General features: G+C 60.3%; 23 protein-coding genes, 2 tRNA genes and 1 pseudogene. 18 read left to right on the top strand and 8 right to left on the bottom strand.

Annotation, left to right across the window (positions count from 1 at the left end):
• The first annotated feature begins 93 nt into the window (after positions 1-93).
• From DevBK_RS07055 to DevBK_RS07035, 5 genes are all read left to right on the top strand, one after another.
• Positions 94-1650: an ABC transporter substrate-binding protein gene (locus DevBK_RS07055; protein ID WP_317184919.1), complete on the top strand. Its 1557-nt coding sequence runs from the start codon at positions 94-96 to the stop codon at positions 1648-1650.
• Positions 1651-1717: 67 nt separating this feature from the next.
• Positions 1718-2692: an ABC transporter permease gene (locus DevBK_RS07050; protein ID WP_061906919.1), complete on the top strand. Its 975-nt coding sequence runs from the start codon at positions 1718-1720 to the stop codon at positions 2690-2692.
• Positions 2693-2701: 9 nt separating this feature from the next.
• Positions 2702-3625 (top strand): ABC transporter permease, encoded by a 924-nt coding sequence (locus DevBK_RS07045; protein ID WP_317184918.1) that lies wholly within the window; start codon positions 2702-2704, stop codon positions 3623-3625.
• 22 nt (positions 3626-3647) lie between these two features.
• Positions 3648-4709: a Gfo/Idh/MocA family oxidoreductase gene (locus DevBK_RS07040; RefSeq protein WP_317184917.1), complete on the top strand. Its 1062-nt coding sequence runs from the start codon at positions 3648-3650 to the stop codon at positions 4707-4709.
• A gap of 113 nt (positions 4710-4822) precedes the next feature.
• The gene (locus tag DevBK_RS07035) at positions 4823-5800 is read left to right on the top strand and encodes an aldo/keto reductase (RefSeq protein ID WP_317184916.1); all 978 of its coding nucleotides are present in this window, start codon (positions 4823-4825) and stop codon (positions 5798-5800) included.
• 45 nt (positions 5801-5845) lie between these two features.
• Here DevBK_RS07035 and DevBK_RS07030 read toward each other — a convergent pair whose 3' ends face one another.
• On the bottom strand, positions 5846-6742 hold the full coding sequence (locus tag DevBK_RS07030) for an SDR family oxidoreductase (protein ID WP_317184915.1): 897 nt from the start codon (positions 6740-6742) through the stop codon (positions 5846-5848).
• A 93-nt stretch (positions 6743-6835) separates the two neighbouring features.
• On the opposite strand from DevBK_RS07030, the gene DevBK_RS07025 reads away from it, so the two are divergent.
• Positions 6836-7699 carry a helix-turn-helix transcriptional regulator gene (locus DevBK_RS07025; RefSeq protein ID WP_317184914.1) on the top strand — a complete coding sequence of 288 codons (864 nt, stop codon included), beginning with the start codon at positions 6836-6838 and terminating at the stop codon, positions 7697-7699.
• Here the strand turns inward: DevBK_RS07025 and DevBK_RS07020 are convergent.
• The 3 genes from DevBK_RS07020 to DevBK_RS07010 all read right to left on the bottom strand — a co-directional run bounded on the left by DevBK_RS07020 (position 7674) and on the right by DevBK_RS07010 (position 9230).
• A complete protein-coding gene (locus tag DevBK_RS07020; protein ID WP_061906914.1) occupies positions 7674-7973 on the bottom strand; it encodes a hypothetical protein in 300 nt (99 codons plus the stop codon). The genes DevBK_RS07025 and DevBK_RS07020 overlap by 26 nt on opposite strands.
• Before the next feature lie 60 nt (positions 7974-8033).
• Positions 8034-8110, bottom strand: a tRNA-Arg gene (locus tag DevBK_RS07015).
• Positions 8111-8159: 49 nt separating this feature from the next.
• Positions 8160-9230, bottom strand: coding sequence for a LacI family DNA-binding transcriptional regulator (locus DevBK_RS07010; protein WP_317184913.1), 1071 nt, complete (start codon positions 9228-9230; stop codon positions 8160-8162).
• 228 nt (positions 9231-9458) lie between these two features.
• On the opposite strand from DevBK_RS07010, the gene DevBK_RS07005 reads away from it, so the two are divergent.
• The 10 genes from DevBK_RS07005 (at position 9459) to DevBK_RS06960 (ending at position 18954) form a co-directional block, all read left to right on the top strand.
• Positions 9459-10700 (top strand): ABC transporter substrate-binding protein, encoded by a 1242-nt coding sequence (locus tag DevBK_RS07005; protein WP_317184912.1) that lies wholly within the window; start codon positions 9459-9461, stop codon positions 10698-10700.
• A gap of 97 nt (positions 10701-10797) precedes the next feature.
• Positions 10798-11736 (top strand): carbohydrate ABC transporter permease, encoded by a 939-nt coding sequence (locus DevBK_RS07000; RefSeq protein ID WP_082461248.1) that lies wholly within the window; start codon positions 10798-10800, stop codon positions 11734-11736.
• Positions 11737-11750: 14 nt separating this feature from the next.
• Complete coding sequence (locus DevBK_RS06995) at positions 11751-12668, top strand: carbohydrate ABC transporter permease (RefSeq protein WP_317185600.1); 918 nt, start codon at positions 11751-11753, stop codon at positions 12666-12668.
• A gap of 5 nt (positions 12669-12673) precedes the next feature.
• A complete protein-coding gene (locus DevBK_RS06990; RefSeq protein WP_061906910.1) occupies positions 12674-13756 on the top strand; it encodes an ABC transporter ATP-binding protein in 1083 nt (360 codons plus the stop codon).
• Between the two features lie 158 nt (positions 13757-13914).
• Positions 13915-14664, top strand: coding sequence for a sugar phosphate isomerase/epimerase (locus DevBK_RS06985; protein ID WP_317184911.1), 750 nt, complete (start codon positions 13915-13917; stop codon positions 14662-14664).
• 1 nt (position 14665) lies between these two features.
• Entirely contained in the window at positions 14666-15808 is a 1143-nt protein-coding gene (locus DevBK_RS06980) for a Gfo/Idh/MocA family oxidoreductase (protein WP_317184910.1), read from the top strand.
• A gap of 90 nt (positions 15809-15898) precedes the next feature.
• Entirely contained in the window at positions 15899-16186 is a 288-nt protein-coding gene (locus DevBK_RS06975) for a type II toxin-antitoxin system RelE/ParE family toxin (RefSeq protein ID WP_317184909.1), read from the top strand.
• A gap of 1 nt (position 16187) precedes the next feature.
• A complete protein-coding gene (locus tag DevBK_RS06970; RefSeq protein WP_317184908.1) occupies positions 16188-16496 on the top strand; it encodes an addiction module antidote protein in 309 nt (102 codons plus the stop codon).
• 168 nt (positions 16497-16664) lie between these two features.
• The gene (locus DevBK_RS06965; RefSeq protein ID WP_317184907.1) at positions 16665-17723 is read left to right on the top strand and encodes a sugar phosphate isomerase/epimerase; all 1059 of its coding nucleotides are present in this window, start codon (positions 16665-16667) and stop codon (positions 17721-17723) included.
• Between the two features lie 79 nt (positions 17724-17802).
• Positions 17803-18954, top strand: coding sequence for a Gfo/Idh/MocA family oxidoreductase (locus DevBK_RS06960; protein WP_317184906.1), 1152 nt, complete (start codon positions 17803-17805; stop codon positions 18952-18954).
• Positions 18955-18987: 33 nt separating this feature from the next.
• Here DevBK_RS06960 and DevBK_RS06955 read toward each other — a convergent pair.
• The 3 genes and pseudogenes from DevBK_RS06955 to DevBK_RS06945 all read right to left on the bottom strand — a co-directional run bounded on the left by DevBK_RS06955 (position 18988) and on the right by DevBK_RS06945 (position 20375).
• Positions 18988-19853 (bottom strand): annotated as a pseudogene (locus DevBK_RS06955) (TraB/GumN family protein).
• A gap of 113 nt (positions 19854-19966) precedes the next feature.
• Positions 19967-20272, bottom strand: coding sequence for an ETC complex I subunit (locus DevBK_RS06950; RefSeq protein ID WP_317184905.1), 306 nt, complete (start codon positions 20270-20272; stop codon positions 19967-19969).
• 26 nt (positions 20273-20298) lie between these two features.
• Positions 20299-20375, bottom strand: a tRNA-Pro gene (locus DevBK_RS06945).
• Positions 20376-20477: 102 nt separating this feature from the next.
• Here DevBK_RS06945 and DevBK_RS06940 point away from each other — a divergent pair.
• A complete protein-coding gene (locus tag DevBK_RS06940; protein ID WP_317184904.1) occupies positions 20478-21221 on the top strand; it encodes a phosphatase PAP2 family protein in 744 nt (247 codons plus the stop codon).
• Here the strand turns inward: DevBK_RS06940 and metC are convergent.
• Positions 21203-22381 (bottom strand): cystathionine beta-lyase, encoded by a 1179-nt coding sequence (metC, locus tag DevBK_RS06935; RefSeq protein WP_317184903.1) that lies wholly within the window; start codon positions 22379-22381, stop codon positions 21203-21205. The genes DevBK_RS06940 and metC overlap by 19 nt on opposite strands.
• Before the next feature lie 226 nt (positions 22382-22607).
• Here metC and DevBK_RS06930 point away from each other — a divergent pair, with 226 nt between their 5' ends.
• Positions 22608-23624 carry an amino acid ABC transporter substrate-binding protein gene (locus DevBK_RS06930; protein ID WP_061906901.1) on the top strand — a complete coding sequence of 339 codons (1017 nt, stop codon included), beginning with the start codon at positions 22608-22610 and terminating at the stop codon, positions 23622-23624.
• Positions 23625-23658 lie beyond the last annotated feature (34 nt).

Raw genomic sequence — 23658 nt, 5'->3', positions numbered from 1 at the left:
GCACGCAGGGTCAGGAGAAGCCCTGCGTGCCGGCACAAGCTGGCAGCATAGCCGGCGAGAATGCGTATCCGGGAGGTCAATGAGGGAATGACAATGAGAACACTGTTTCGCTTTGGTGCCGTCGCCGCCTTATTGGGCGCTGCGCTCTCGACCACAGCCTTGGCTGCTCCCCCCGACAATACGATCGTCGTGGGCTTGAGCGCCGACGCGTCCACATTTGATCCGGCCCAGATTTCGAGCCGCGACAATTCCAATATCGCCAAGCATATTTTCGCGACGCTGTTCCGCGTGACCTTCGAGGGCGAAGTCGAGCCTTATCTCGTCGAAGACACCAAGGTTAGCGACGACGGGCTCGCCTACACTTTCAAGATCAAGGATGGCCTCACCTGCGACGATGGGGAGCCGCTGACCGCGGAAGACGTCGCCTATTCGTTCAATCGCGCGGCAGATCCGGCCAATGCCTTTACCGGCAATACGCCGGGCTTTGTCTATACGACGCTCGGCTTCAAATCCGCCGAGGTCGTCGATGATCTCGACGTCAAGATCAACCTCAGCGCCAAGACCACGCTCGCTCTGGGGATGATGGCGCAGGTCTATATTCACTGCAAAGACAGCTACGAAAAGATGACGCTCGAGGAAGCGGCGGCAAATCCAATCGGATCGGGGTCCTATCGCCTCGCCTCCTGGGATCGCGGCTCGCAGATCGTCCTCGAAAAGGTCAAGAATCCAGGCACTTTCGATACCATCATCTGGCGCATCATTCCCGAAGCCTCGACCCGGACGGCCGAACTGATCGCTGGCAATGTCGATATCATCACCAATGTCGCGCCGGATCAGGTCCCCGCCGTTGACGCATCCGGCACGGCCACCGTTGCCAAGGTCAGTGGTACGCGCCGCATGCAGGTGGGGTTCAACCTCGGCGAAGGCGTTGCAGGCATGCCGGGCGCCAGGGAAATCCAGGACCCCAAGGTTCGCTGGGCGCTGCAATATGCCGTCGATGTGCCGAGCATCTGCACCCAGCTTCTTGGCACCGAATGCGAGCGCATGACGAGCCTCGTCAATCCGCCCAACGGCAATCCCGACCTCAAGCCGGTGCCGTATGATCCGGACATGGCCGAAAAGCTCCTCGACGAGGCTGGCTATCCGCGCGGCGAAAACGGCGTGCGCTTCAGCATCCGCCTCCAGGGCCCGCGCGGTCGCTATCTCAACGACGCCAATGTCGTCCAGGCCATCGGCCAGTATCTCAACGATATCGGCGTTCAAACCGACGTCGAATTGCTCGAATGGGCCTCGGTCTATTCCCCACTGCTGCGCACCAAGGAAATGGGCCCGCTCTTCTTCCTGGGGCAGGGTGGTGTCACCTGGAACCCGCTCTACGACATGAGCCTCTTTTCGACGCCCGACGCGGCGACGAACTACCAGAGCTGGAAGGACCCGCGCTGGTTCGATGAATGGAAACTGGCTCTTGCCGCCGACACGGTGGAAGAGGCGCGCCCGATCATCAATCGCATGCTCAAGCTCTTCTACGACGAAGGCCCGTGGCTGCAGCTCTACTTCCAGCCTGACTTCTATGGCGTCTCCAATCGTATCGATTGGACGCCCCGGCGCGATGAAGAAATCGAGCTTTTTGCCGCGGCACTCAAACAGTAGCCTCAAACCAACCGGGTGCGCCGTCCCGCGGCGCATCCCCTGCCTCTCCAAAATCGGTTGACCGCGTATGTGGACATTCATCGTCAGGCGGCTTTTGCAAAGCGCCATCGTCATCATCGGGGTAACGCTGATTACCTTCACCGCCCTGCAGATGAGCGGCGATCCCACTTATCTCTATGTCAGCGAACGCGCGACCGAAGCGGAAATCCAGCGCACCCGCGAAGCGCTGGGCTTCGATAAGTCCTTGCCCGAGCAATATATCAATTTCCTCGGCAATCTCGCCCGTGGCGATTTTGGCAATTCCCTGTCCTACAAACGCCCCGCCATCGAAGCGGTGATGGAGGCTCTTCCGGCGACGCTGGAACTGACGCTCTTTGCCATGTTCCTGGCCATTGTCGTCGCCATTCCGCTCGGCGTCGTCGCCTCGCTCAATCGCGGCAGCGCGGTGGATGGCTCGATCATGACCATGGGCATGTTGGGTCAGTCGATCCCAAGCTTCTGGCTCGGCATCATGATGATCATGTTCTTCGGCCTGCAATTGCGCATCCTGCCGATCTCGGGCCACGTGCCCTTTATCATGCCACTGATCCAGGGTGACTTCGTCCGCGCCTTCACCAACCTGCCGCAAACGCTTTACTACCTCATCATGCCCGGCTTCGCGGTGGCGTTTTATTCGATCTCGCGCAATGCGCGCCTCGTGCGCTCGTCCATGCTCGAAGTGCTTGGGCAGGATTTCGTCCGCACCGCCCGCTCCAAAGGTATCAGCGAGCGCGCCGTAGTCATCCGCCATGCCCTGCGCAACGCCTGGCTTCCCGTTGTCACCATGATCGGCCTCGAATTCGGGTTCCTGATCGGTGGCGTGGTCGTCGTGGAAATGGTCTTTTCCTGGCCCGGCATCGGCCGGCTCGTCTTCAACGCCATCAATCAGCGTGACATTCCCGTGGTTCAGGCCGCCGTCGTGACGCTGGCGCTTGTGTTCATCGCCCTCAATCTCATCGTCGACCTGGTCTATGCCCGGATCGATCCTCGCGTGAAACTTTAGGAGGCTCCAATGTCGGTCGAAACTGCAGGACGCCCCGTCATCGTCACGCGCCCCATGTCCCATCGCCGGCGCGAATTCCGCCGCGCCATCCGCTCCATGGTCCAGGCCAAATGGCCGGTCGTCGCGGCGCTCATCCTCTTCTGCGTCGCCATCGCCGCTCTCTTCGGTCCGTGGATCTCCCCGCTCGATCCCAATCGGCAGGACATCATGATGCGCCTTGCCGATCCGCTGACCGAGGGCCGCCGCGACGCCTTCTTCCTCCTCGGCACGGACGGGCTCGGCCGTGATGTGTTCTCACGGCTGCTCTATGGCGCCCGCGTTTCGCTCCTCGTCGGCATCTGCGCCATTCTCGTCGGCGGTACGATCGGGGTTATCGCCGGTCTGCTCGCCGGCTATTTCGGCGGCTGGATCGACGACGTCATCATGCGTCTCGGCGACATCCAACTCGCCTTCCCGTTCATCCTTCTCGCCATCATGTTCCTCGTCATCCTCGGGCCAGGCGTCGTGAACATCATCATCGTCCTTGGCGTCGGCCAATGGGTCACCTATGCCCGCATCGTCCGCGCACAAACCCTATCCATCCGCGAAAAGGAATATGTGGAGGCCGCCCGTGCCCTTGGGGATTCCACCTTCCTCATCATCTTCCGCACCATTCTGCCCAATATCATCGCGCCGCTCACCGTCATCGCCTCGTTCAACGTCGCCTCGGTGATCCTATCGGAAGCCTCGCTTTCTTTCCTCGGCCTCGGCGTACCGCCCGATGTGCCGACCTGGGGCGCTATGCTAGCCGACAGCCGCGATCAGCTGATGGCCAACAAGTGGTGGCTCGCCTTCTTCCCCGGCATGGCGATCGTCCTGACCGTGCTGTCCTTCAATATCCTCGGCGATTGGCTGCGCGATTTCCTCGATCCGCGCCTCAAGACCATGGCCTGACCCCGAAACCGGAAAGACAAAAATGAAAATCGGAATTGTCGGGGCAAGCTTTGCCCGCGCTGCCTACTTGCCCGCTCTTCGCCACGTGGAGGGCACTGAAGTCGTCGCCATTGCCTCGAGCCGCCTCGAAAGCGCCCAATCCGCCGCCTCCGAGTTCGGTGTCGGCGCAGCTTATGACGATTGGCTGGCGATGCTCGACAATCACCAGCTCGACCTCGTGCTGATCGCGACGCCTACCGATCTCCATGCGCCCATCACGCTCGCTGCGCTCGACCGCGGCGCCCATGTGCTCTGCGAAAAGCCGACAGCGATGGACGCAACCGAAGCTAAGGCCATGCTCGATAAGGCCGAGGCACTCGGCCGCGTCCACATGATCGACCACGAACTGCGCTTCAATCCCAATCGCGCCCGCGTCGCCGAGCTCATTGCTGCAGGCGAGTTGGGCGACATCCGCCACGTCAATATCGCCAATATCGGCGCCTCCTGGGCCAATCCCGCTAGCCGCCCGAAAGGCGATTGGTGGAGCCTTGCCGAACAGGGCGGTGGCCGTCTCGGTGCCAATGGCAGCCATCAGGTCGATATGCTGCGCTGGTGGCTTGGGCCTGTCCGCTCCGTCGTCGGCCAGGCGCTGACCGTCATTCCAAACCGGATCGACAAGAAAACGGGCGAGGCCTGGACAGCCACTGCGGACGACCTCTCCTATTTCACCCTGGAAATGACCAGCGGCGCTTTGGCTCAGGTCTTCATGTCTGGTGTCGCCGCCAACAATATCGGCAACCTGACCCAGGTCTTCGGCTCCAAGGGCAGCATCCTTCTCGACAACGACACCGAACGCCTGATGTTTGCCAAGGCAGGCGAGAGCTTTACCGATATCACCGTCGATGACCCCAATGCCCAGCTCCCGGGCCTCAACAAAGGCGTCTGGAACGTCTCCGTCGTTGCCGCGCTCCAGGAGCTCACCTCCTCCATCCGCGAGGGCAGGGCCCTGAAACGTGGGGCCACCTTCGAAGATGGATTGAAAAATCAGCAGGTTCTCGACGCGGTGAAAACATCGACGCGCACCCGCGCCTGGGTCGATCTGTGAGGCGCCAAGTAGATTTGGTCTGAGCAAGATCGGCTAACCTCGCCGATTAGTCCTATACACCTACCGCCGCCACGGCTTACCTTCGGGCCAACAATCGGATCGGGAGAGCGAGAATGGACCATAAACGACTTGGCAATAGCGGCCTGAAAGTCTCTCGGCTCTGCCTTGGCTGCATGACCTATGGTGCTGCCGATCAGGGCAACCATTCCTGGACCCTGTCTGAAGAAGAAAGCCGGCCATTTATCCGTCAGGCGCTCGACCTTGGCATCACCTTCTTCGATACGGCCAATGTCTATTCCGATGGCAGTTCCGAAGAGATCGTCGGCCGCGCCTTCAAGGATTTCGTGCGCCGCGAGGACATTGTCCTGGCCACCAAGGTCAATGGCGCCACCCGCCGCACCGACGCCAACGCCACCGGCCTCTCGCGCCGCGCCATCATGCGCGAGATCGACGCGTCGCTTTCTCGGCTCCAGACCGACTATGTCGACCTCTACCAGATCCATCGCTGGGACGATGACACCCCCATCGAAGAGACGATGGAGGCGCTGCACGACGTCGTGCGATCGGGTAAGGCCACCTATATCGGCGCCTCGTCCATGTCGGCCTGGCAGTTTTCCAAGGCTCAATATGTAGCCAAGATGAATGGCTGGACGCCGTTTATCTCCATGCAAAACCAGCTCAGCCTGCTCTATCGCGAGGAAGAGCGTGAAATGCTGCCGCTCTGCGCTGATCAGGGCGTTGGCTTGATTCCGTGGAGCCCGCAGGGCAGGGGCTTGCTCACTCGCCCCTGGGGGCAAGCCACGGGCCGATCCGCCACCGATAATGTCATCCCGAAACTCTATGGCGACACCGCCGAAATGGACCGCGGTATCGTCGATAAGGTAGAGGTGGTCGCTAAGCGCCTCGGCGTGCCCATGTCCCAGGTCGCCCTCGCCTGGGTCCTGCACAATCCGCTCGTTACGGCCCCGATCATCGGCGCATCCAAGCCTCATCACCTGACCGATGCTGTCGCCGCTCTCGATCTGAAACTGAGCCCCGAAGACATCGCAGATATCGAAAGCGCCTACCGCCCAAGACCCGCGGTAATCTAACTCAAGCGTGCCGGCAGACGAGCCTGCCGGCACCTCATGCCCAGACTATCGAGCGTTGCCGAAGTCCATGTTCTGCAGGTCTTCGATCAAACCCGGACCAGTCGGCGCCCAACCGAGCGTCTGGCGCGTCCAATCGCTTGTGGCTGGCAGGTCCATTGTCGCAAAATGCGCGAAGTGGCCATAGTAGGCCTCGATTTCATCTGGCGCGAGCGACCGCACGGGAATGCTGAGTCCCTCTCCGATCGCCTCGGCGATGAGACGAGCCGGTAAGCCGCTCTCTCCGACAGCGTGATAGCGCGCGCCGTTTTCATGCTGCTCGAGCGCCAGGCGATAGAGCCGCGCCGCGTCGCTGACATGGACTGCCGACCAGCGCCCCGCGCCTTCTCCGACATAGGCTGCAAAGCCGCGCTGCCGGGCAATTTCGATCATCGGCGAAATCAGCCCCTGCTTCTGCGTATCGTGCACCTGCGGCAGTCGGACGAAGGAAACGCTGACGCCCTTGGCGCCGATAGCCTCACCCGCCAGTTCCGACATCCGCCTCGGATTGGCGTTCTGGCGGTCAAAGACATGTTCCGTCGCCGCTTCGCCATTGGGGCCATTGCCCATGCCCACGCCGGACGTGATCAGAAACGGCCTGTTCGATCCCACGAGCACGCTACCGATTGCCTCGATCACCCGCGTGTCTTTTTCGCAGTTGGCGACGAATTTGGTGAAGTCGTGGTCGAAGGCCGTATGCACCACGGCCTCTGCCTGTGCTGCCCCCTCTGCCAAAGCCTCCGGCGCCTCCAGCGTGCCATAATAGGGCTCGCCGCCAGCGGCGAGCACAGCATCAGCGCCAGTCTCGGACCGCACGACCCCGATAACCTGATGTCCGGCGGCAATCAGTTCCGCCAAGACCTTCGACCCAATAAACCCTGTCGCCCCAGTGAGAAAAACGCGCATGGAAGACACCTTTCATATTGTTCGGCTCACAGGGTGGCGGTAGATCTAGTCCTGTTAAAGTAGTGATCTTATCATGGTATAGGATGTACCCGGATGTCGGTCTCCCCAAGTTCGAGCAACGCTCTCGGCGATTATCTGCGCGATCGTCGCACCCGTCTCGACCCCGCAACATTCGGCTATACCGGTACCCGGCGGCGGACGGCCGGTTTGCGGCGCGAAGAGGTCGCGCAGCGATCCAATATCAGCCCCACCTGGTACACCTGGCTCGAGCAAGGTCGCGGTGGCGCGCCGTCTGCCGATGTGCTCGATCGCCTCTCCAAAGGCCTCATGCTGACAGAGATGGAGCGCGAGCACATCTACATCCTCGCGCTCGGGCGGCCTCCCGAGGTCCAGTACAAACCCATCGATGGCGTAACGCCGAGGCTACAAAAAATTCTCGACGCCATGGCCCATAGCCCGGCCTTCATCAAGTCCGCCACTTGGGATGTGCTGGCCTGGAACCGTGCCGCTGCGGCAGTGCTCACCGATTACGGCAAGCTGCCCGTCGAAAAGCGCAACATTCTGCGACTGATGTTCGGGCAATCCAGTCTTCGCGCCATTCAGGAAGATTGGGAAAGCGTCGCGCGCTACGTCGTCGGCTCATTCCGCGCCGATGTCGCCCGCGCCGGCGCAACCGAGGCGATCAAGCAGCTAGTCGATGAGCTCTCGGCCTCCAGTCCCGATTTCAAGCGTCTCTGGATCGCGAACGACATCGCGGCCCACCACGAAGGCGTCAAGCGTCTGCACCACCCGGATATGGGCCTGTTGCAGCTCGAATTCTCCGCCTTCGCCGTTGATGGTCGACCCGAATTGGGGATGGTCGTCTACAATCCCGTGTCGAGTGAAGACACAGAAAAGGTGCAAGCCCTGATGGAGCGAAGCCGCGTAGCCGCTAGCGCTGATCGATCAGCTTCTTGAACAAGGTCTTCTTGGATAGGCCGTGTGTCGAGTGACCTTTGGTCTTGCTCAGGTTGATAACGAGCAGCACGTCACCATCCTGCAAGCCGACGGACGCCATGATTTCGTCTTTGAGATTGGCCGAATTCTTCGTCGACGTGACGAGAAAAAACGAGGCTGTTTCCGACCAGACGTCGCCATCGGCCGCTTCCTCGATCGCCTTCACCAGGGTCGCGAGGCGATCATTGTAGTCGCTACCGTCTTCGAGCATGAAGCTTATGGCAAAGAGAGCCAAGCAGGCCTCCTCCGATAGTGTTGAACGTCTGAGGCGGCCCATAAGCCAGCGCGGATGGACTGGCGATCCCGACAGGACTCGAACCTGTGACCTTCAGCTTAGAAGGCTGCTGCTCTATCCAGCTGAGCTACGGGACCGCACGAGTCTCCCTTTAGCGGATTTGGCGAAAAATGAAATGCCCCACGATCAGGAAGCGACGATCTCGGCGGCTTTCGCGGTCACTTGGATTTGGGCACGGCTTGTACTCTCGCGAACCACCAATTCCGAGCGCAGCACGATCCGGAGCGGCGCCGCGATCACGCCGGGATTTTCGACGAGATCGATCAGCGCTTCCGCGGCCATCCTGCCAAGCGTTTCGCGCGGTTGGCGCATTGTGGTCAGAGGCGGCGCATAATGCGCGGCAACGCCGAGATCGTCGAACCCAACCACCGAAACGTCCCGCGGACAGATCAGGCCGTGATTCCGTAGTCCCGACAGAAAACCGATGGCGGCCTCGTCGTTTGCGGCAAAGACCGCGCTCGGCCGGTCGGCGACGCCTAGGAACCGGGCCGACGCTGCAAAGCCGCTTTCCATGTCGAAATTGCCGCGCAGCTGCCATTCGGGCAGGGCAGGGAGGCCGGCGCGATTGAGCGCCTTGAGATAGCCCACCAGCCGCTCGCGCGCGACGACGTTATGATCCGGCCCCACCAGATGCGCGATCTTGCGATGTCCAAGGTCGATCAGGTGCTGCGTTGCCCGCTCCGCCGCCTCGACATTATCCGTCAAGACCGTGTGAAATCCCGAATTGGGAATCTCTTCACACGCCACCACTAGCGGGATCTCGGCCGCCTGTTCGGCAAGCTCGCGCAGCATGTGCATGTCGACCGACCCATCGAGCAGCAGCAGCCCGTCGGCACGGTTCGAAAGAAGAAAATCTTGCAGCCGGCGAATGGTTTCGTGGCCGAAATAAAGGTTCAAAACAAGGACGCCGAACCCGCGACTAGCCGCCTCCCGCTCTATGGCGTCGAGGATCAGCGAAAAAAACGGATTTCTGATATCGGGGATGGCGACAAGAATAGTTTTCGCCGACCTTTGGCGTAAAGACCGGCCTGCCTGATTGAGCGTGTAACCGGTTGCACGGATCGCTTCCGAGACGCGCGCACGCGTTCCCTCGCTCACCTTGTCAGGGGCGGAAAGAGCTCTGCTCACAGTTGCTGTGGAGACATTGGCTATACGCGCAACGTCTTGAATCGTCGTCGTTTTTCGATCTGTTGTCACGGCTGGCAGCGCCCCCTCTCGCTGTCAGTGTCGCAATCTGTCTAATTCGATCTTGACAGGTCTGCAAGACGTGTATGAAACTAATGAAATCGATTGCACAACCTATTTCACTTGGTTTATGCAATCGATTACATGCGGCCGAACGGGTGTCTGGAGGAACGGGGATCCGCCGGCCGGTGGCATGAATGGGGGCACACAGCTCCTCGTGTTCGTTGGGAGGACATTCCTATGAAGAAATTTGCAGTGGTTGCCATGATGGCGACCGCGCTGCTCGGCTCTACGTCTTCGTACGCAGCCGATCTCGAAGTGACCCACTGGTGGACGTCCGCTGGTGAAGCGGCCGCCGTGGCCGAATTTGCCCGCGTCTTCGAAGAAGAAACCGGCAACAAGTGGATCGATAGCGCCCTGGCCGGTTCCGGCACCGGTGCGAACCCCGTCATCATCAGCCGCATCATCGGTGGCGACCCGATGGGTGCCACCCAGATGAACACCGGCCGCGATGCCGAAGAACTCATCCAGGCTGGCCTTATCCGCGACCTGACCGATGTCGTTGCCGACATGAACATCGACTCGTTCTACGTCGATCAGTCGCTCCTCGAGCCGTGCAAGATCGACGGTGGCCTCTACTGCCTGCCCGTCAATATCCACTCGTGGGATTGGCTGTGGCTCTCGACCAAGGCCTATGAAAAGATCGGTCAGCCGGTCCCCAAGGATTGGAACGAATACGTCGCCTCCTGGCCTGCTCTGCAGGAAGCCGGCATCCTGCCATTCGGTCTTGCCACTGGCTGGCCGTTCTCGGGTATCCCGGGCGTTCTGATGTCGGGCATCGGCGGTTCCGATCTCGTTCTCAAGATCAACCGCGACAAGGATGCCGAAGCTGTTCGCAGCCCGGAATTCCGCAAGGTTGCCGAAGCTCTCGACGCTCTGCGCCAGGTCGTTTCGCCTGAAACCATGGTTCCGTCCTTCGGCGACGTCGGCACGCAGCTCATCGAAGGCACCGCGGCTGGCAACATCCACGGCGACTGGCTCCAGGGCGACCTTCAGGTTGCTGGCGCCGTTCCCGGCAAGGACTATGAATGTCTCCCGGCTCTCGGCCTCGGCACTCAGCTGACCGGCGGCGGCGACTCGTTCTACTTCCCGGTTCTTCCAGAAGGCACCGATCCGGCTGTCATCGAAGCTCAGGCCCAGCTTGCGCGCACGATCATCTCGCCAGAAGCTCAGCTCGCCTTCAACCTGAAGAAGGGCTCCATGCCGATCCGTACGGATATCGACCTGTCGCAGGCCAATCCGTGCATGCAGAAGGCTCTCGGCCTTCTCAAGAACGGTCTGCTGCCGTCGGGTGACTTTGCTCTCTCCGCAGACACCCAGCAGCAGATGACGGACCTCAACACCGAGTTCCTCGATGACGACAGCATCACTGTCGACGACTACATCGAACGCTATGCTTCGATCATCGAGTCCGCTGACTAAGCGTCGGTCGTTTCGGTGAGAATAACTTCTCATCACTGAAAAGCGGTGGTCGGCCTTGAATCGACAAGGTCGACCACTGTCGTATGGAGAGACACTGATGGCGGACACTGCCGTACAATCCGCGCCGGTGGCTGGATCATCCAGCCGGCCCAGCGCCTTTAAAAAATTCTTCCTTCACAACCTGTCCGCCAAGGTCGCGGCAATCCCGATGGTCGCGACGGTGCTCGTCGTCTTCATCGGCTGCACCATCTGGACGATCTACTACTCGTTCACGAACTCCAAACTCCTGCCGACGGGCAAGTTTGTCGGCTTCGATCAGTACGAGCGCCTGTTCGCCACCTCGCGCTGGAATGTCTCGGTCATCAATCTCTTGATGTACGGCGCCATGTCGCTGGTGCTGACCCTTGGGCTCGGCTTTCTGCTCGCCGTTTTGATGGACCAGAAGATCCGCTTCGAAAGCGCCTTCCGCACCATCATGCTCTATCCCTTCGCGCTTTCGTTCATCGTCACCGGCCTTGTCTGGCAGTGGATCATGAACCCGACGCTGGGCCTTCAGGGCACGATGCGGAACCTGGGCTGGACCAATTTCACCTTCGACTGGATCGCCAATCCGCGCATGGTGCTCTTCGCGCTGCTCATTGCCGGTCTATGGCAGGGCGTCGGCTTCTGTATGGTGCTCATGCTCGCCGGTCTCCGCGGCGTCGATGAAGAGATCTGGAAAGCCGCGCGCGTCGACGGCATCCCGACCTGGCGCACCTATATCTCGGTGGTTCTGCCCATGATGCGCGGCGTGCTCGTCACCGCCGTGGTGCTCATCGGCTCGGGCATCGTCCGTCTTTATGACCTTGTGGTCGCGCTCACCAATGGCGGCCCGGGCATCTCGTCCGAAGTGCCCGCCAAATACGTCTACAATTACATGTTCTCGGGCGGCAATATCGGCCAGGGCCTCGCTGCCGCGACCATGATGCTCCTCACGGTCATGATCATCATGGTTCCGTGGGCCTATCTCGAATTTGGCGGAAAGGGGCGCAAATGAGCCAGACCGCGACTATGACCGGCTCCGCGCCGGCAACTGGCGGCAACGCGGCCACGGACCCACGCGGTCCGCGCCCCAAGCCGTTCTTCACGCCCAAAAAGATCATGATCTACACGACCCTGATCTTCTTCGCGCTCTACTTCCTCTTTCCGCTCTATGTCATGGTCGTGACCTCGCTCAAGACCATGCCCGAAATCCGCTTCGGCAATATCTTCGCGCTGCCGTCCGCGCCGAGCTTCGACGCCTGGGTCAAGGCCTGGACCAGTGCCTGCACGGGTCTCACCTGTAATGGTCTCTCCCCCGGCTTCTGGAACTCGGTCAAGATCACCATCCCATCGACCATCGTCTCGATCTTCATCGCCGCGGTAAACGGTTATGCCCTGGTCAACTGGCGCTTCAAGGGTTCGGAAATCTTCTTTGCCGTCCTGATCTTCGGCTCGTTCATCCCCTATCAGGTGATGCTCTATCCGCTGGTGATGCTGACGCGCGGCATGGGGATTTTCGGCTCGCTCCAGGCCGTTATCGTCATCCACACCATCTTCGGCATGCCGATCCTGACGCTTCTGTTCCGCAATTACTTCGCCTCGCTGCCGCAGGAACTGTTCAAGGCAGCGCGTGTCGATGGGGCAGGGTTCTGGCGTATCTTCTTCGAGATCATGCTCCCGATGTCGCTGCCGATCTTCGTCGTCGCGCTCATCCTGCAGATCACCGGTATCTGGAACGACTTCCTCTTCGGCGTCGTCTTTGCCGGCCCGCAGAATTACCCAATGACGGTCCAGCTCAACAACATCGTCAACTCGGCCCAGGGCACGCCCGAATATAACGTCAACATGGCTGCCACCGTGCTGACCGGTCTCGTGCCACTGATCATCTACTTTGTGTCCGGCAAGCTGTTCGTACGCGGCGTCGCCGCCGGCGCCGTGAAGGGATAAAAGAAATGCAGCCAAGCGTTTCCATCAAAGACCTCTCGCTGAATTTCGGCAATGTGAAGGTTCTCGAACGCCTCAATCTCGATATTGCCCAGGGCGAGTTCATCGTCCTCTTGGGCCCCTCGGGTTGCGGCAAGTCCACCCTGCTCAACTGCATCGCGGGTCTCCTCGATGTGTCCGATGGGCAGATCTTCATCAATGGCAAGAACGTCACCTGGGAAGAGCCCAAGGACCGCGGCATCGGCATGGTGTTCCAGTCCTATGCGCTCTATCCGCAGATGACCGTCGAGCGGAACCTCTCCTTCGGCCTCCGCGTCTCAGGTATGGCCAAGGACGAGATTGCCCGCCGCGTCGCGCGCGCTGCAGAAATCCTGCAGATCCAGCCGCTGCTCGGCCGCAAGCCGGCCAACCTGTCGGGCGGTCAGCGCCAGCGCGTCGCCATCGGCCGCGCCCTGGTGCGTGACGTGGACGTGTTCCTCTTCGACGAGCCGCTGTCCAACCTCGATGCCAAGCTCCGCAGCGATCTCCGCGTCGAAATCAAGCGCCTCCATGCGCGCTTGAAGAACACCATGATCTACGTGACCCACGACCAGATCGAGGCTCTGACGCTCGCCGACCGCATCGCCATCATGAAAAATGGCGTCATCCAGCAGTTGGCCGATCCGCACACCATCTACAACAAGCCGGTCAATCTCTACGTCGCCGGCTTCATCGGCTCGCCTTCGATGAATTTCATCAACGGCTCGCTCGATGGTGCGACCTTCACCGCTGACGATGGCACCAAGATCCCGGTCGGCGCCTATGATTTCGCTGCTCAGCGTGGCGCTGCCACCAAGGCCGTTCTCGGCGTGCGTCCCGAACACATCCTTCTGGGCGATGCCGCCCAGGGCATGCCGTTCCAGACCCAGGCCGAAATCGAAATCGTCGAGCCCATGGGTTCGGAAACCCTCGCCTGGACCAAGGTCGCCGGCATCCCGGTCACCTTCCGCTGCTCGAGCGATATTCCGCTCCATGCCGGCGATAAGGTCACCGTCGGTTTCGACATCGCCCGTGGTTCGCTCTTCGACGCACAGTCGGAAAGCCGGCTCTAAGCTTTCGTGGCGCCCTCCGGGGCGCCACTTCGGGTCTGCCCGATCCTCACCTTACTTTTGCGGCACTGCATCTGACGAAGCGGTGCGACAGGCACCCGCTTCGGGGAGTACCCCATCGACATGCGGAGCCGCATCCAACCGAAAAGACGAGGCCGATAATGGACTTCTCCTACCAGCTCTATAGCGCACGCAACGAAGCGTCGCTGGACGAAACCCTCAAGACTCTCGCCGGCCTTGGCTATACCCAGGTCGAAGGTTGGGGCGGCCAGTTTGCCGATCCTGCCGCCCTCGCGCAGAGCCTGAAAAATGCCGGCCTCACCATGCCGACGGCACACATGGGCTATGGCCAGCTCGAAGACACCGATGCTGCGCTCAAGATCGTCGATCAGGTTGGCATCCAGACGGTTTATTGCCCCGCGCCCCCGTCTGAAGCCTATCGGGACGGCACCGGCAATTGGGCCGAATTCGCCGACGGTCTCGCCAAGATTGCCGCCGCCTTCAAGGCTGCCGGCAAGGGCTTTGGTTACCACAACCACCATTGGGAATTCGCCAAGGCTGCCAATGGCAAGACCCCGATGGAACTGATCCTCGACGCTTCCCCGGACACGCAGTGGGAAATGGATCTCGCCTGGGTCATCCGCGCCAACGAAGATCCGCTGTTCTGGATCGACAAGCTGGGCAATCGCATCACCGCTGTCCACGTCAAGGACATCGCGCCAGCCGGTGAAAAGACCGACGAAGATGGCTGGGCCGACGTCGGCACGGGCACGCTCGATTGGCCGAACTATATCAACCAGATCAAGGCCAAAACCAAGGCCCGCTACTTCGTTGCCGAGCATGACAAGCCAAGCGATGCCATTCGCTTCGCCCGCAATGCTGCTGCTGCCCTGAAGAGCTACGGAGTCTAAAATGGCAAAGACCTTTGGCGTCGGCATCATGGGTGCCGGCAACATCTCGGCTGCCTATCTGCGCCTTGCGCCGCTGTTCAACGGCCTTGAAGTGCGTGCCGTCGCTGACATTCTCCCGGAAGCCGCCAAGAAGCGCGCCGATGAATTCGGCGTTGCCGCCCAGACGCCCGATGAGCTGCTGAAGAACAGCGAAATCGACGTGATCGTGAACCTCACGATCCCGGCGACCCACTATAAGGTGTCTTCGGACATTATCTCGGCCGGCAAGCACGCCTATTCCGAAAAGCCCTTCGTTCTCAGCGTCGAGGAGGGCCTCGCCCTCAAGAAGGCCGCCGACGAACGCGGTCTTAAGGTTGGTTCGGCCCCCGATACCTTCCTCGGTGGCGCGCATCAGCAGGCCCGCGAGATCATCGACAGTGGCAAGCTCGGCAAGATCATGAGCGGCACCACCCACGTCATGAGCCGTGGTATGGAACACTGGCACCCGAACCCGGACTTCTTCTTCCAGCCCGGCGGCGGCCCGATCCTCGATCTCGGTCCCTATTATATCACCGATCTCGTCCATCTCCTCGGCCCCGTGAAGCGCCTCTCGGCCTTCACCAACATGGCCCGCACCGAGCGCGAGGTCACAGCCGAGGGCCCCTATAAGGGCACCTTCGTCAAGGTCGGCACGCCGACGACCATCCATGGCGTCCTCGAGTTCCACAACGGCGCCATCGTCACCATCGGCGCCAGCTGGGACGTGGCGGCTCACGGCCACCACAATATCGAGCTCTACGGCACCGAAGGTTCGATCTTCGTGCCCGATCCGAATTTCTTCGGCGGCGATCTGGTCACGGCCAGCATCGACGGAACGCGGACCCCGGTCACGCCCTGGGATCACCCCTTCGGCAAGCCGAACCAGGACCTCGATAAGGCCATTTCCCGCGCCAACTATCGGTGCGCCGGCCTTGCCGACATGATGCTCTCGCACGAAACCGGCCAGACCGCCCGCTGCGGCCTCGATGTCGCGCTCCACGTGGTCGAAGTGATGACAGGCCTTCTCAAGGCCGGCGAAACCGGCCAGGTCCTCACTCTCCAAACCACCTGCGAACGCCCCCGCGCCCTGGGCATCGAAGAAGCCCGGGCTCTGCTCAAGGCTTGATGGAACACGGACGGCAGGTGGTTTCACGTGCCGTCCTCATTCTCTCGGTCCTATCCCTTGAAACGAACTTGAATGTAACCTAAAGTTCACATGATCGAAGTTCGCCAAACTGTGGCCTTCAGAGATTGGATGCAATCTCTTCGAGATCGCAAGGCAGCTCAGATTATTGCTAGGCGCATCGTGCGTGTTCAGTCTGGCCTGCTAGGTGATGTGAAGCGCTTCGACGGGATAGGCGAACTGCGGATCGACTATGGTCCCGGCTACCGCGTCTATTTTGTGCAGCAAGGCAGCGTTGTGATTGTGTTGCTGTGTGGTGGCGATAAGGGGTCTCAGGACCGCGACATCGCCAAAGCTGTGCAAATGGCAAAGGAGCTTTGAGATGGCATTGGAAACTCTTCCATTCGATGCTGCCGACTATCTCGGAGACGAAGCCGCGCAAGCCGAGTTTCTCGCGGAAGCGTTCGAAACCGGCAATGCGGCTTTCATTTCCAACGCCCTCGGGGTAGTGGCGCGTGCCCGCGGCATGTCAGGCATCGCCCGCGAAGCCGGTGTGACGCGCGAAGCGCTGTACCGATCGCTCAGTGAGCAAGGCGATCCTAAACTCTCGACGCTGCTTGGGGTGCTCAAAGGGCTGGGCATAAAGCTCTCAGCCCTCCCGATTTCTACACCCGATCGCGAAGCAAGCTAATCCGTCCGCTACCCTCATCGCCGCTTGATGAGCGTACCTCATTGACAGGCTTTCTATGCCGGTCGACACTGCTAACTAACATGTCAGGGCTGTCGCCATTCGCTGCCCGGCATCGTCAATAACGTGCCCCGGACGAGGCGTTCACGGGGCCACAAGAGGAGAGACTTCATGGCCACCACCATCAAGGGCCCGGCAATCTTTCTCGCCCAGTTCGCTGGCGATAAGGCCCCCTTCGATACGCTCGACAATATCTGCAAATGGGCTGCAGACCTCGGCTACAAGGGCGTCCAGATCCCGACCTGGGTCTCAAGCTTCATCGATCTCGAAAAGGCCGCTGAATCCAAGACCTATGCCGACGAGATCAAGGGCACCGTCAACAGCCACGGTCTCGAGATCACCGAACTCTCGACCCACCTCCAGGGCCAGCTCGTCGCCGTTCACCCCGCCTATGACGCAGCCTTCGACGGCTTCGCCCCGGCTGCGGTCCATGGCAACCCGAAGGCCCGTCAGGAATGGGCCGTCAAGACCATGCTCAACGCCGCCAAGGCCTCGAAGAACCTCGGCCTCAACGCGCACGCGACGTTCTCCGGCTCGCTCGCCTGGCCCTATATCTATCCTTGGCCGCAGCGTCCCGCCGGCCTCGTCGAAGAAGCCTTTGACGAACTGGCACGCCGTTGGACCCCGATCCTCAATGCCTTCGATGATGCCGGCGTCGATGTCTGCTATGAAATCCACCCCGGCGAAGACCTGCACGACGGCATTTCGTACGAGATGTTCCTCGACCGCGTGAAGAACCACCCGCGCGCCAACCTGCTCTATGATCCTAGCCACTTCGTGCTGCAGCAGCTCGATTATCTCGACTACATCGACATCTACAAGGATCGCATCAAGGCCTTCCATGTGAAGGACGCCGAGTTCAACCCGACGGGGCGTCAGGGCGTTTATGGCGGCTTCCAGTCGTGGATCGACCGGGCAGGGCGCTTCCGCTCGATCGGCGATGGCCAGGTCGATTTCCCCGCGATCTTTGCCAAGATGGCCGCCAACGATTTCAAGGGCTGGGCCGTCCTCGAATGGGAATGCGCCATCAAGCACCCCGAAGATGGCGCGCGTGAAGGCGCCGAGCTGATCAAGAGCTACATCATCCGCGTCACCGAACACGCCTTCGACGATTTCGCTTCGGGCGGGACCGATAAGGCTGCAAACCGCAAGATGCTGGGTCTGAGCTAAGCCAAACCACGCGCCGCTAACCTATTCGCGTTAGCGGCGCCTCAATGTTAACCTGTTGCTAACAGAAGAGACACGAAAAATGGCTGAAAACGGCGCAAAACGCATCCGCCTCGGCATGGTCGGCGGCGGCACCGGAGCCTTCATCGGCTACGTCCACCGCATCGCTGCCCGCCTCGATGGCGACTATGATCTGGTCGCCGGCGCACTCTCATCGCGCCCCGAAGTCGCCAAGGAATCCGGCAAAAACCTGGGCCTCGCCGAACATCGCATCTACACCTCCTACGAAGAAATGGCCCGCGCCGAAGCCGCCCGCCCGGACGGCATCGAGGCAGTGTCGATCGTCACGCCCAACCACATGCACTTCGGCCCTGCGAAGGCCTTCCTTGAAGCTGGCATTCACGTCATTTGCGACAAGCCGATCACGGCCACAATCGAAGATGCTCGTAAACTATTGGAAATCAAGCCGAAAAACGGCGCGAAGTTTCTGCTGACCCACAACTACACCGGCTATCCGCTGATCCGTCAGGCCCGCGAACTCATCGCGTCTGGTGCGCTCGGCAAGATCCGCGTCGTCCAGGCCGAATACCCGCAGGATTGGTTGACCGAAGCCACGACCGACGACAACAAACAGGCCTCCTGGCGCACCGACCCCGCCCGCTCCGGCGCCGGCGGCGCCATCGGCGATATCGGCACCCACGCCTATAACCTTGCCCGCTTTGTTACTGGCCTCAAAACCGAAGCCGTTTCAGCGGACTTGACTGCATTTGTCCCCGGTCGTCAGCTTGATGATAATGTGCACATCATGTTGCGCTTTGAGGGAGGGGCGAAAGGCATGCTCTGGGCCAGCCAGGTCGCCGTCGGCTGTGAAAACGGCCTTCAGCTTCGTGTATATGGCGACAAGGGCGGCATTGAATGGCGCCAGGATAATCCGAACTACATGTGGTTCACCGAATTCGGCAAACCAAAACAGTTGCTCACGCGCGGCGGTTCCATCTCGCTGCCGCCCGCAGCCTCGATGAATGTCCGCATCCCTTCGGGTCACCCTGAAGGGTATCTGGAAGCTTTCGCCACGCTCTATAGCCAGTTCGCGGCCGTTATCCGCGGCGATGGCGCAGCTTACGAAGACCTCTTGCCCTCGCTCGCCGATGGCGTCGAAGGCATGCAGTTCATCACGGCGTCGGTGAAATCCAGCCAGAATGACAGTCGCTGGACCCGTCTCTCCGACGTTTAAAGCTCTCGGGCCGTCCGCTAAGACCGGGCGGCCCTATTGCACGCGTTCGCTGGTAAAGCCGGCGTTCTCGAGCATGGTGATGACGCTGCCCTCACCAACGAGATGCCCCGTGCCGACGATGAGGAAAGCTTGCTCGTTCCGCGCCAGCATGTCGGAAATCTGCCCGGTCCAGTTTGTATTGCGGTCCGTAATCAGCCGCTTGGTAAAGCCATCGCCGTACGAGCCGAGCTGCGCCAAAAAGATATCCCCGACCCGTTCCGGTGTGCCGTCTACCCAGGCATCCTTCATCGCGTCGATCGTCGAAACGGCGTCCAGTCCCTCGGCCAGCGTTGCCGTGAGCAATTGGATATGTTCGTCTCGCGTTCCGCCCGAAATGGCATCCATTTGCTCTACCGCTGTTTCCAGAAATCCTTGGCGCTCCACGGGAATTTCCTTGGACATAACCGAGTCGACACCGACAGTAGGGTCATATCCAGCTTCGGTCATTACCGCTGTCGAGAGCATGGTTGCCGCCATCCAAGGCTCCATGGCAAGGAGGCTCGCCACCGGCACGTTCACCGCGTCCGCCATGGAGCGCACTTTCCCCATCAGCTTGGGATCAATTTTTCACTCAATAGCTTGGCGTCGGTTGAAAACCCACGCTGCGCCGTGAGCACGATGATTTCGGCCTGTGCCGCCGGTCCCAGATCCGTTTCGAAATAAACCCCGTCCGCAGCGTCGACGAGTTTGTCGAACTCCTCCGTTCGCCAGTCCGTATCTGGCGGCAAGAGGTGGATTGAACCAAAGAGCCAGACCGAACTATCCGCGTCGCTGACCTTCCAGATCGCCGGTGCAGCCAGCGCGGTGCTGCTCAATCCGCAGAGCGAAACCAGAAGGGCGAGGGGGCGTAGTAAGGTCATGGGCATGGTTCTCCTCGTGACATTTCGACACGAGAAGTTTGGCCGAACTTTGCCAAAAACAAAAGCGCCACAATGGATTGCGGCGCTTCATAGAATCTATTGGAGAGCTTGGCTCAGTGCGTCCAGGGCGTTTTCCGGTCCGAGCGGAAATTGTCCGGATAGCTCACGCGCTTGGGCGTCGCGTCATGCGCGGGCTGTACCGAATATTCGATGCCGTTGCGCTGCGCATAGGCTTCAGCTTCTTCGAGCGTCGAGAAGGAAAGCTTGATCTGCTGCTGCATATCGGAGCTGCTGGTATAGCCCATCAGCGGCTCGATCTTGCGCGCCTGGGCGGGCTCGTGCACCAGGATCCACTGCTTCGACTTACCCTTGCCCGACTGCATGGCATTGCGGGAAGGGCGGTAGATACGGGCTGTCATGCAGTATCCTCAACACGATGCGCGAATGGTCGGAGTACAAAGATTCGAACTTTGGACCCCCGGTTCCCAAAACCGGTGCTCTACCAGGCTGAGCTACACTCCGACGTCGCGCCATTCCGTTAGCGCGTTCGCCGACAAAGGGCAAGCGATGGATGCGTTATCCACGCTATTGACGTGGGGAAATCCTCCGAACAAAAAGGGCGCCATGAGTGACCTGAGCAAACGCTGGCCCTTGGGCCTCAATCGCAAGACCTGGCCCGACTATCTGGGCGTCTTCATTCTGATGCTTTTTGTGCTGCTGTTTTTCGACGTTTCGCTCTCGCGCAGCGCTATTGCCTGGGATGGAGAATGGCGCGCGCCGTTCCAGTTCGTCACTCATTTCGGATTGTCCGATTGGGTGCTGATTCCCAGCGGCTTGATTTTCCTTATAAGTTTCATCGGCTACCGCTTGGTGCGCCGCATGTCGCCCTGGCGCCTCGCCACGTTCGAGCTCGCGCTGCTTACCGGCTTCATCTTCGCCGCTGTCGGCGGCACAGGCCTCCTGACGAATCTCCTCAAGCGCCTTTTCGGCCGCGGCCGCCCCGCGGTTTACGATGAATTCGGCGCTTTCGATTTTCAGCACATTTTCAATGACTGGACTTTCCAGAGCTTTCCCTCCGGCCACTCAACGACAGCGATGGCCACCGCCATCGTCGTCGGCTTTCTCGCCCCCCGCTTTTTCCGGCTGGTTCTGATCATTGCCGTGGTGACGGGTGTTTCCCGCGTCGTCGTGGGCGATCATTACCCAACCGACGTCCTCGCCGGCTTTGCGGTCGGCTGCATCGGCACGTATGCGGTCCGCAATTATTTTGCCCAGCGGAAGTGGCTGTTCCGAGCCACTCACGAAGGGCGCATTCGTTTCCAGGGCGTTCCAGCCCTCAGGCGGCTTGTTCAGCGCGCCTTGGCGTAGCGATCGAGCGCTGCCGCCAGGTCTGCCTTGAGGTCATCGATGGCCTCAAAGCCAATGTGGATGCGGAAGAGGTTGCCCGGGGCCGACCATGGCTTTGCCGAGCGCGCCTTATCGATTTTTGAAGGCAGGCAGAGGCTTTCATAGCCGCCCCATGAATAGCCCATGGAAAAGATTTCGAGATGGTCGACAAAGGCTGCGATGGCAGATCGCGGCGCCGGCTTCAGAACCATGGCGAAAAGGCTGCCTGACCCGGTAAAATCCCGCTTCCAGAGCGCGTGATCGGGATGGCTTGGCAGGGCAGGGTGGATCACGGCGCTGACTTCGGGCTGTTCCTCCAGCCAGGCGGCAATCTCGATCGCGCGTTTCTGATGCTCCGCCATACGGATCGCCAGCGTCTTCAAGCCGCGCGACACCAGATAAGCATCGTCGCCGGACGTGAAGAAGCCCAGCAGCGTGCGCACCCGCTCCACATCGGCCCAGGCAGCTTCTGTGGTCGAAATCGTACCGGCGAACGCGTCCGAATGCCCTACAAACATCTTTGTCCCGGCGTGAATGACGATATCGGCGCCGAGCGCGAGAGGTTGATGGTACAGCGGGCTTGCCCAGCTATTGTCGACGATCAGCCGCGCGCCATGAGCGTGCGCCGCGTGCGCGATTGCTGGAATGTCCTGGACTTCGAAGGTCAGAGACCCAGGGCTTTCAGCCAGAACCGCCTTAGTGTTCGGCCCCATCAGCTCTGCAATGCCAGCGCCAATACGCGGATCATAATATCGCGCCGTGATTCCCATGTGCTCAAGGAACCCATCGGCAAATTTTCGGCCTGGCTCGTAGGCGCTGTCGGTGATGAGAATTTCATCACCGATTTTGAGGCAAGCAAGCATCGCGATGGTGATTGCCGCAAGGCCCGATGGCACGAGCTTGGTGCGATAAGCGCCTTCAAGCGCCGTCACTACTGCCTCGACACCCTCGGTCGTGGGATTGCCGGCGCGGCCATAAAGATAGCGCTGTTGCTGGGCGTCGAGGTCCGCCAGGGTTTTGAAAAGCACCGTCGACCCGCGATAGACCGGCGTGTTGACGAAGCCAAACTGGCTATCTGGGTCGCGCCCGGTATGCGTCAGGATCGTTTCGAAAGAACTGTTTGAAGGTCTGCTGTCGCTCATGCGGGCACTGTGCTCAAAATCGGATCAAATTCGTCGTCTGGCTAAATTAGAGACAGAATTGCTGTCCCAAAACAGCTTCTACCCTTGACGTTATCGTCCAGAGAGGCTTGCATGCTTAACAGCATCGTAACCGCGACACAAAGGCGGTGGTGCCGCCGGGGGCGCCCAAGGCAAATTGGGTAAAGAAACTCCGGGACACGAGGGTCAGGAAACAAAGGGCAATAATATGCAAAAGCAGCTCGTAACGCTTGCAGCATCAGCGATGCTGAGTCTCACGGCGGTCTCCGCACAGGCCGCTATTTTGGATGACGTGAAGGCCAAGGGCTATGTCCAGTGCGGCGTAACCGGCGGTGTGCCGGGCTTTTCCGCTCCCGATTCCAACAATGTCTGGACCGGTATCGAAGTTGATTTCTGCCGCGCCATGGCCGCTGCGATCTTCAACGATGCCGATGCCGTTCGCTACACCTCGCTGACCAGCCAGGAACGCTTCACGGCGCTCTCCTCCGGCGAAGTCGACGTGCTGTCGCGCACCACGACCTGGACCATGAGCCGCGATACCCAGCTGGGCATCAGCTTTGTCGGCACCATGTTCTATGACGGCCAGGGCTTCATGGTTCGTAAGGAAGACGGCATCGCATCCGCTCTCGACCTGAGCGGCGCTGCTATCTGCATCGAGTCTGGCACCACCACCGAACTCAACGCTGCCGACTACTTCGCTGCCAACAAGATGGAATTCAACACCGTCGTGTTCGTTGATCAGGACGAAGTGGTGAAGGCCTACGAAGACGGCCGTTGCGACGTCTACACCACGGACTCTTCGGCTCTTGCTGCCGAGCGCTCCAAATTCGCCAATCCGGATGACCACATCATCCTGCCCGAAATCATCTCGAAGGAGCCGCTTGGCCCCGTGGTTCGCTCCGGTGATTCCCAGTGGTTCAATCTCGCTCGCTGGACCTATTTCGCTCTGCTCGAAGCTGAAGAACTTGGCGTAACGTCCGCCAATGTCGATGAAATGCTCGGTTCCGACAATCCGGCGATCAAGCGTCTCCTCGGCGTTGAAGGCGATTTCGGCACCCCGCTCGGCATCACCAAGGATTGGGCCTACCAGATCGTCAAGCTGGTCGGTAACTACGCTGAAACCTATGATCGCAACGTCGGCCCAAGCACCCCGATTGGTCTTGAGCGCGGCCTGAATGCCCTCTGGAAAGACGGCGGCATCCAGTACGCTCCGCCGATCCGCTAATCTGAACTTTTGGTTCCGGCGCCCTTCTTGGGCG

It is taken from the genome of Devosia sp. BK, from assembly GCF_032907385.1.
In the GTDB taxonomy this organism is placed as follows: Bacteria; Pseudomonadota; Alphaproteobacteria; order Rhizobiales; family Devosiaceae; genus Devosia.
Note: the sequence above shows the minus strand (reverse complement) of the source record. Positions and strands in the feature narration are given on the sequence as shown.

Bases quoted from the DNA above. Each gene is read 5' to 3' on its own strand.
- DevBK_RS07055 (WP_317184919.1), top strand. From the start codon at position 94: ATGAGAACACTGTTTCGCTTTGGTGCCGTCGCCGCCTTATTGGGCGCT.
- DevBK_RS07050 (WP_061906919.1), top strand. From the start codon at position 1,718: ATGTGGACATTCATCGTCAGGCGGCTTTTGCAAAGCGCCATCGTCATC.
- DevBK_RS07045 (WP_317184918.1), top strand. From the start codon at position 2,702: ATGTCGGTCGAAACTGCAGGACGCCCCGTCATCGTCACGCGCCCCATG.
- DevBK_RS07040 (WP_317184917.1), top strand. From the start codon at position 3,648: ATGAAAATCGGAATTGTCGGGGCAAGCTTTGCCCGCGCTGCCTACTTG.
- DevBK_RS07035 (WP_317184916.1), top strand. From the start codon at position 4,823: ATGGACCATAAACGACTTGGCAATAGCGGCCTGAAAGTCTCTCGGCTC.
- DevBK_RS07030 (WP_317184915.1), bottom strand. From the start codon at position 6,742: ATGCGCGTTTTTCTCACTGGGGCGACAGGGTTTATTGGGTCGAAGGTC.
- DevBK_RS07025 (WP_317184914.1), top strand. From the start codon at position 6,836: ATGTCGGTCTCCCCAAGTTCGAGCAACGCTCTCGGCGATTATCTGCGC.
- DevBK_RS07005 (WP_317184912.1), top strand. From the start codon at position 9,459: ATGAAGAAATTTGCAGTGGTTGCCATGATGGCGACCGCGCTGCTCGGC.
- DevBK_RS07000 (WP_082461248.1), top strand. From the start codon at position 10,798: ATGGCGGACACTGCCGTACAATCCGCGCCGGTGGCTGGATCATCCAGC.
- DevBK_RS06995 (WP_317185600.1), top strand. From the start codon at position 11,751: ATGACCGGCTCCGCGCCGGCAACTGGCGGCAACGCGGCCACGGACCCA.
- DevBK_RS06990 (WP_061906910.1), top strand. From the start codon at position 12,674: ATGCAGCCAAGCGTTTCCATCAAAGACCTCTCGCTGAATTTCGGCAAT.
- DevBK_RS06985 (WP_317184911.1), top strand. From the start codon at position 13,915: ATGGACTTCTCCTACCAGCTCTATAGCGCACGCAACGAAGCGTCGCTG.
- DevBK_RS06980 (WP_317184910.1), top strand. From the start codon at position 14,666: ATGGCAAAGACCTTTGGCGTCGGCATCATGGGTGCCGGCAACATCTCG.
- DevBK_RS06975 (WP_317184909.1), top strand. From the start codon at position 15,899: ATGATCGAAGTTCGCCAAACTGTGGCCTTCAGAGATTGGATGCAATCT.
- DevBK_RS06970 (WP_317184908.1), top strand. From the start codon at position 16,188: ATGGCATTGGAAACTCTTCCATTCGATGCTGCCGACTATCTCGGAGAC.
- DevBK_RS06965 (WP_317184907.1), top strand. From the start codon at position 16,665: ATGGCCACCACCATCAAGGGCCCGGCAATCTTTCTCGCCCAGTTCGCT.
- DevBK_RS06960 (WP_317184906.1), top strand. From the start codon at position 17,803: ATGGCTGAAAACGGCGCAAAACGCATCCGCCTCGGCATGGTCGGCGGC.
- DevBK_RS06950 (WP_317184905.1), bottom strand. From the start codon at position 20,272: ATGACAGCCCGTATCTACCGCCCTTCCCGCAATGCCATGCAGTCGGGC.
- DevBK_RS06940 (WP_317184904.1), top strand. From the start codon at position 20,478: ATGAGTGACCTGAGCAAACGCTGGCCCTTGGGCCTCAATCGCAAGACC.
- metC (WP_317184903.1), bottom strand. From the start codon at position 22,381: ATGAGCGACAGCAGACCTTCAAACAGTTCTTTCGAAACGATCCTGACG.
- DevBK_RS06930 (WP_061906901.1), top strand. From the start codon at position 22,608: ATGCAAAAGCAGCTCGTAACGCTTGCAGCATCAGCGATGCTGAGTCTC.